Consider the following 5,617-nt stretch of genomic DNA (forward strand, 5'->3'; position numbering starts at 1 on the left):
GAGCACCGCCAGGTGAGCCAGTGCGCGCAGGACACGATGCCGTCCATCGCCCACCCCTCGCGGGCGTCGAACTCCCCGAGCAGGACCGCCGAACCGGCACGTCGCGGCGTTCAGGTGCCCCGCCAGGGTGGTCAACGCGACCTCGAGCTGCGGGACGCTCAGGTCCGCGGGGACGGTCGAGGTGAGCGCCGACATCAGCGCGGCGTCGGTCCCGGCCCGGCGGTGGATGCGCGACGGACGGCGGGCCTGCGGCGCGCGGTGGGCTCGCCGGCGACGCTCTGCTCCGCCCCGGGATGCCCGGCGACGCACGCCGGTCGACGACACGCCCGCGAGAGCGTCGATTACGGTCCTGACCTGTGTGTCTGTGCCCATGAACCGACGCTACCCGGAGCCACCGACACTCCCGGGCGCGGGTGTGGACAACTCCCTCGCGCCCGATCTGGAGCGCCCGGGAGCGACCGTCGAGCGTTTCCGCGGAAACGCCCGGCAATCGCAGAAGTGCGTCGGAGCGACCGTCGAGCGTTTCCGCGGGAACGCTCGGCAATCGCAGCGAAGCCCGTCGTCGCGACCTTCGCGCGTCCGTCCCGGAGGGGGAGGGCCGCGCTGGTTCGCGGTGAGACGTTCGGAGCGGGAACGTCTCGAGCCAGGCGTACCGAGGCGCATGTGGAGTTCCCGCTCCGAACGTCTAGCGAGCCGACCCGACCAGGTGCGACCCGAGAAGGGGCGCGTGCTCGAGCGAGAGCGGCAGGGTGAGCGGCACCCTGGTCGGCACGAGCCGGAAGGCGGGCAGCGGCGGTACCGAGATTCCGTCGAGGCCGACGCCGAGGGTGACCAGCCGGTGCGCATCGGGGAAGTGTCGGCGCTGGTTCGCGAGCACCGGCGCGCAGTGCGCGTAGACGGGCGTGCTGGCGGACGATCCCAGGTAGGGCGCCGCGGCGGTCCCAGGGAACGGTCGCATCAGGATGCCGATGGAGTTGAGCAGGCGGCGCACCCGCTCGTCGAGGATGGCCACGAGTGAGCTCATCCGATTGGCCCGGGCGATGCTGACCAGACCGTGGTAGAGCGCGAGCGACATTCGTAGTCCGGCGGCATCGGAGCCGGTTCGCACAGCGAGCGTCGCCACCTCCCAGGTGGATCCCAGGTCCACACCTACCGCCGCGGCGGCGCGGGCGCCATCGATCGCCCAGGGCCGACGGCCCATGTCGACCACGGTCTTCAGCCCGGCCCGCCCGCCTGGCGCGATCAGGCGGACCGCAGCGTGCACCTCGTCGTCGGCGTCCGCGAGGACGAGGAACACCGAACGGTCCTCGTAGTCGCGGTACTCCTCGTCGAGCTGCTCGCGGGTGTTGCCGAACCACTCGAGGAAGACCTCGGCCTCACAGGCGCGGGCGGACGCCAGGAGCGAGCCCTGGGGGCCGAAGTGCATCCGGATGTCCGCCGACATCAGAACGCCTTGTACACGACGTCGGTCGGGTCGAACCACTTCCGCGTCAGCTCCACCACGGCCGCGGCCGAGAACGGCTTGCACGCGTAGATGTCGACGCTGAAGAACAGTCGCGGAACGTCCCACGCGTAGAAATGGGCGCCGGAGGTCTCCCAGTGGATCCACCCCGCCCACCCGTAGAGCGGGGACTGGTGGGTCACTGGTTCCATGAGCGCGGTCATGTCGATCGTGGTGGACAGCTGGGTCAGGTAACCGCTGATGGACGCGGCGTCGATCGGCTCGATGCTCAGCCCCTCGACAACCAAGCGCTGCCGACAGATCTCTGGAGCCAGGTCGTGCACTGTCTTCTCCGCATCGCCTGCCCGCTCACTACGGGCCGTCATCTGTTGTCCGCGCCTGGGAACTTGTAGCGGGTCGCCCGGCGGACATCTGGGCAGCCCCAACTCCTGGCCCGCATCGACGCGCGCCTCCCGGGCGCCTCCTCGGTACTTCGATGCTTCGGCATCTCAGGGCACGTACTTAATGGGTCAAATCGAGAGATCTGCGCCGATCTTGGCTCGTGGCCGGTGACGAGGGTCACCGCGTCGGCCCCCGCGACCCCCAGTAGGCTCGATGTTCGTGACTCACTCCGCCCCAGGCACCCGCCGCGCCGCAAGCCTCGCGGAGCGCCGGCCCCACGTACCGACCGCCCGGCTGCTCGCCGAGCTCGTGCCGCCGCGGCACTTCGCGGGGGAGTCGTTCGAGACCTATCGCCCGGATCCTGAGTTCGCCAGCCAGGCGGCGGCGGTGACCCGGCTGCGTGAGGTGGCCGCCGCGATCGGCGCGGACGGGGGCGGTCCCGCCGGTGGCAGCTGGTGGCGCCGACGGCGTCGGGCGGCTCCGGCCGCGGTCTACCTGGACGGCGGGTTCGGGGTCGGCAAGACCCACCTGCTCGCCTCGCTCGCGCACGCCGTCGGCCCTGAGCGCGCTGTCTACGGGACGTTCGTGGAGTACACGAACCTGGTCGGCGCGCTCGGCTTCGCCGCGACGGTGACGGCCCTCGGGGCGCACCGGCTGGTCGCGATCGACGAGTTCGAGCTCGACGACCCCGGCGACACGGTCCTGATGTCCCGGCTGCTGCGCGAGCTCGCCGACCGCGGTGTCGCCCTTGCCGCGACGTCCAACACACTGCCGGACTCGCTCGGAGAGGGCCGGTTCGCCGCCGACGACTTCCTGCGCGAGATCCAGGCGATGGCGGCCCGCTTCGAGGTCCTGCGGATCGACGGCGAGGACTACCGGCACCGCAGGACCGTCACCGATGCCCAACCCGTGCCCGACGACGTCGTGCGCGCGGTGGCGACGCGCGATTCCGGTGCGACCGTCGACGACTTCCGCGAGCTGCTGGAGAGCCTCGCCGAGGTGCACCCCAGTCGGTACGGCGCCCTGCTCGACGACGTGACGCTTGTCGGCCTGACCGGCGTCGGGGCGCTCGCCGACCAGAGCGCCGCGCTGCGGCTGGTCGTCCTGGTCGACCGGTTGTACGACCGGGACGTGCCGGTCCTGCTGGGCGGGTCGGGCGAGCACGGCCTGTTCACCCCGGACATGCTGCGCGGCGGCTACCGAAAAAAGTACTACCGCACCCTCTCCCGCCTGGGCTCCCTGGCCGAACAGGGCCGCGCCCTCGCCGCGTGACCGGTCCCGGCCGCCCCGCTCACGCCCGCGAGCCCAACACCCCGCGAAGTAGTACCCGAACGCCGAAGTAGAGCGCGGGAATGGTCTATCGCGGCGCGGCGGTACTACTTCGGCGGAGGGTTGCTGAGTGGTTCGCGCGGTGTGTCCGGGCTTGCCCTGGGGATGAATTCAGACTCGTTGGCGAGTCGACGCGATTCGCGCTCGATACTCTTGTCGCCGATGTATGTTCCTCGCATGAGCAACCCCCTCCAGGAGCCGTCGTTCCTGATCCTGACCGCCCTGGCGTCGGGTCCGCAGCACGGGTACGGCGTGATCAAGGACGTGGATGCGATCTCCGGCGGGCGGGTCACGATGCGCGTCGGGACCCTCTACGGGGCGCTCGACCGGCTCGCGGCCACCGGCCTGGTCGAGGTGGACCGCGAGGAGATCGTCAGCTCGCGGCTGCGCCGGTACTACCGGCTCACCGACTCGGGTCGCGAGCGGCTGCGAGTCGAGGCGGAGCGGACCAGGGACCAGGCGCAGGCCGCGCTGTTCCGTCTCGGCGCGGCCGGAGCGTTGGCGTGACCGCGGTCACCGGCGCGCCGTTGGGGGTCGAGCTCGAGCGTTCCTACCGGCGCCTGCTGCGCGCCCTGCCCCCGGGCTACCGGGCACAACGCGAGCGGGAGATGGTGGACGTGATGCTCGAGCTGAGCCCGCCGGACCGCCGTCGGCCCGGGCTCGCGGACGTGTTCGACGTCGCGGCCATCGCGGCGAGCCAGTGGTTCCGGGCGCTGTTCCTGCCGCGCCGCGGCGAGGGGCGCACGGCGGCCGCCGCACTCGCGGTCATCTTGCCGGTGCTGCTGGCCTATCCCATCGGCGCGGTCGGGCGGGGCTCGGTGTACATCGTCCAAGACGTGGCCGGCATTGACCACTACTTCCGGACCCACGGCGACGATGGCGGCATGGGCCTGCTGGCGTATATGCAGCAGGTTGCCTTCCAGGGCCTGCCGTTCACCGCGATGATGGGCGGCGACTGGCTGGCGTGGGCGTGCTGGGCGGTCGCGATCGGCTGTCTCCTCGCGGGGCGCGGGCGGCTCGCGAGGTTTCCGGCTGCTGCCGGGACGCTCGTGTTTCTCGCGATCATGGTCGAGAAGATCGTCGAGAACCATCAGCTTGCAGTGATGATGAATCTCGGCTGGCTCGCGATCCAGGTCGCCGCGCTCGCGCTGCTCGCCCGGCCGTCGCTGGTTGAGCGTGGCCGGCAGCTCGTCCCCCGGTCGCTGCTCATGGGGGTTGCACTCGTCGTCGGTGGTCTCGGGGCCTCCGGGGTCCCTCGCTCCTGCCTGTTGCTTCAGAAGGGAACGCAGATCCAGTTCCCGCTCGTGATCGCGGCGCTGGCGGTTGCGACGCTGGCCTGCCTCGCGTCGAGCACGGGCAGGGTCGTCCTGCCCTTTCTCACCGCCCTGTTCATCCCCTTCGCCGCCGCCCGGACACTGTTCCCCACCCTGGACAACTACATCGGGGGGCACACCTTCCAGCACTTGCCGGTGACCGAGGCCGCCGTCGCCGTGCTCGGCCTCGTCGTGGCCTACGCGATCTGCCGGCTGGCCGCCTCGGTTGCCGCGCGGCTGGGGATTCGCGCCCACTCGGCCCGAGCGGCACCGCTGCCGCAATGAGCTGACGGATCGGGCCGGGGCCCAGTCGGTGGCCCCTCCGCGCGGACTTGTCAGACGCTGCGCGACCCAGGGACCGCGCTGCGTCTGACACATCCGTTCACCTTCGACCTGTCAGATCGTGCGCGCCCCAGGGGTCGCGCTGCGTCTGACACATCCAGTCAGTTCGACCTTTCCTGCCCTGCGCGGCCCTGACGACCCTGACGACGCTGCCTGCCCAACCGGTCCGGCCGGCCTCGGTCGGCCACTGCCTTCGTGCTGCCCACGACCACCCACTCCACGCCCGCTGAGCCCCGGGAGGCTTCGTCATGCCCTCACTTCCAGCGGTCCTCGAGCGCACGCCGGTCAGTCTTGAGCGCACACCGCTCGCCCGAACGTTCCTCCCCGAGGTGCACGGGCTGCGCGCCCTGGCGATCTTGCTCGTGGTCGTCTACCACCTCGCGCCCGCGGCGCTGCCGGGCGGGTTCGTCGGGGTCGATGTCTTCTTCGTCATCTCGGGGTTTCTGATGACCAGGCAGATGCGCGGCGAGATCGAGCGGACGGGTCGGCTTCGCCTCGGCGCGTTCTACGCCGGACGGGCCAGGCGGATCCTGCCCGCGGCCCTCGTCACGATCGTCGTCGTCGTCGCCGCGGGACTCGCGCTCCTGCCGCCGACCCGGTGGGCGGAGCTCGGTGCGCAGGCGCGGGCGTCGACGCTGTTCTGGCAGAACTGGCAGCTCGCCGCCGGCGCGGTCGACTACCTCGCGCAGGGACAGGCCCCGACGCCGTTCCAGCACTTCTGGTCGCTCGCCGTCGAGGAGCAGTTCTATCTGCTCTGGCCGCTCGTCCTCCTCGCCGCCTTCGCGGCACG

The 5,617-nt window shown here is 71.3% G+C and carries 7 protein-coding genes; 4 read left to right on the forward strand and 3 right to left on the reverse strand.

Annotated features, from left to right (window positions below):
* The 3 genes from VIM26_RS06060 to VIM26_RS06070 form a co-directional block, all read right to left on the reverse strand.
* The coding region (locus VIM26_RS06060) for a hypothetical protein (RefSeq protein WP_331949452.1) at positions 1–372 on the reverse strand (372 nt) is incomplete at its 3' end.
* A gap of 313 nt (positions 373–685) precedes the next feature.
* Positions 686–1,444, reverse strand: coding sequence for a hypothetical protein (locus VIM26_RS06065; RefSeq protein ID WP_331949453.1), 759 nt, complete (start codon positions 1,442–1,444; stop codon positions 686–688).
* A complete protein-coding gene (locus VIM26_RS06070) occupies positions 1,444–1,827 on the reverse strand; it encodes an S-adenosylmethionine decarboxylase (protein WP_331949454.1) in 384 nt (127 codons plus the stop codon). Before VIM26_RS06070 ends, VIM26_RS06065 begins: the two co-directional genes overlap by 1 nt.
* 229 nt (positions 1,828–2,056) lie before the next feature.
* Between VIM26_RS06070 and zapE the strand changes: the two genes are divergently transcribed.
* The 4 genes from zapE to VIM26_RS06090 all read left to right on the forward strand — a co-directional run.
* Positions 2,057–3,115, forward strand: a complete 1,059-nt coding sequence (gene zapE / locus VIM26_RS06075) for a cell division protein ZapE (RefSeq protein ID WP_414696451.1) — start codon at positions 2,057–2,059, stop codon at positions 3,113–3,115.
* Between the two features lie 234 nt (positions 3,116–3,349).
* Positions 3,350–3,679: a PadR family transcriptional regulator gene (locus VIM26_RS06080; RefSeq protein ID WP_331949456.1), complete on the forward strand. Its 330-nt coding sequence runs from the start codon at positions 3,350–3,352 to the stop codon at positions 3,677–3,679.
* Positions 3,676–4,770, forward strand: a complete 1,095-nt coding sequence (locus VIM26_RS06085) for a hypothetical protein (RefSeq protein WP_331949457.1) — start codon at positions 3,676–3,678, stop codon at positions 4,768–4,770. The genes VIM26_RS06080 and VIM26_RS06085 overlap by 4 nt, the downstream gene beginning before the upstream one ends.
* A 305-nt stretch (positions 4,771–5,075) precedes the next feature.
* The coding region (locus VIM26_RS06090; protein ID WP_331949458.1) for an acyltransferase at positions 5,076–5,617 on the forward strand (542 nt) is incomplete at its 3' end.

This window comes from Pengzhenrongella sp., from assembly GCF_036565025.1.
In the GTDB taxonomy this organism is placed as follows: Bacteria; Actinomycetota; Actinomycetes; order Actinomycetales; family Cellulomonadaceae; genus Pengzhenrongella.

Coding starts and splice junctions, on each gene's coding strand:
- VIM26_RS06065 (WP_331949453.1), bottom strand. CDS start 1,444: ATGTCGGCGGACATCCGGATGCACTTCGGCCCCCAGGGCTCGCTCCTG.
- VIM26_RS06070 (WP_331949454.1), bottom strand. CDS start 1,827: ATGACGGCCCGTAGTGAGCGGGCAGGCGATGCGGAGAAGACAGTGCAC.
- zapE (WP_414696451.1), top strand. CDS start 2,057: ATGTTCGTGACTCACTCCGCCCCAGGCACCCGCCGCGCCGCAAGCCTC.
- VIM26_RS06080 (WP_331949456.1), top strand. CDS start 3,350: ATGAGCAACCCCCTCCAGGAGCCGTCGTTCCTGATCCTGACCGCCCTG.